Origin of the sequence: Prevotella ihumii (genome assembly GCF_900155655.1) — a bacterium.
Classification (GTDB): domain Bacteria; phylum Bacteroidota; class Bacteroidia; order Bacteroidales; family Bacteroidaceae; genus Prevotella; species Prevotella ihumii.
The window spans coordinates 1-1026 of record NZ_LT706999.1 but is presented as its reverse complement, the minus strand read 5'-3'; the positions used below and the strand labels follow the sequence as shown (position 1 = coordinate 1026).

1 protein-coding gene is annotated in these 1026 nt (G+C 45.7%); it reads left to right on the top strand.

Translation table 11 applies throughout. From position 1 onward, the window contains the following. Positions 1-67 precede the first annotated feature (67 nt). Positions 68-1026, top strand: a 959-nt coding sequence (locus CZ367_RS13995; protein ID WP_077197565.1) for an IS4 family transposase, incomplete at its 3' end; no start/stop codon positions are given.

Genomic DNA, 1026 nt, shown 5'->3' with positions numbered 1-1026 from the left:
GCTGACACATCTCACGAGGTGTCAGCCCTTTTGGTTATCTTTGTCTTTACTAAAATAAAACATAACCATGAACAAAGATAGTCATTTTACCGGACAGCCGGTCTATAGTCAAGTATTAAAGTTACTCGACAAAGAGAAAATTCTTCAGATAAGCTGCGAAACGAAAGGAAGCGAGGCTTACGTGAAGCGCTTTGACGGCTACCAACATCTCGTCGTAATGCTGTTCGGCATACTCAAACACTTTGATTCTCTGCGCGAACTTGAGATAGGCATGAAGGCTGAGGCTCACAAGCTCAGACACCTCGGAATGAGCTATTTGGTTCGTCGCAGCACGCTTGCTGAGGCCAATATACGCCGCCCTCAGGAGTTCTTTGCAAGTGTTTATGCGTATCTTTTGGAGAAGTATGCCAAATTTTTAGCGGACAGCCGCCCTTCCAAGTGCTATAAGGGGCAGACGCACGAGCCTAAAGACTGGGAGAAGTTGCTTTACATGATGGATTCTACCACTATAACGCTCTTTGACAACATACTCAAAGGTGTCGGGCGGCATCCAAAATCAGGCAAGAAGAAAGGCGGTATGAAAGTGCATACGGTAATGAAGTATCATGTCGGCGTGCCAATGGTGGTGCAACTCACTTCAGCTGCAAAACACGACCATTACCTGCTCAAAGAGGTGCATCTGCCCAAAGACGCCACTTTAGCAATGGACCGTGGTTATGTCGATGTCGCGCAATTCCAACGTCTTACAGAAGAGGGCGTTTGCTACGTGACCAAAATGAAGAAAAACCTTAAGTATGAGGTACTTAAATCCGTTACGTATGTCAATGCAGAGGGCCTCGTAACGCATATTGATCAGAAAGTGCTTTTTACAAGAGGAGAACTCACCCACGAGGCACGAAGGGTGGAGATATTTTACGAGACAAAGAGACCTGTTGTACTATTGACCAACAACTTTGACTTTACTGTTGAGGACATTGCTGAAATCTACCGCCTAAGATGGGCTATCGAGTCGTTGTACAAACAGCT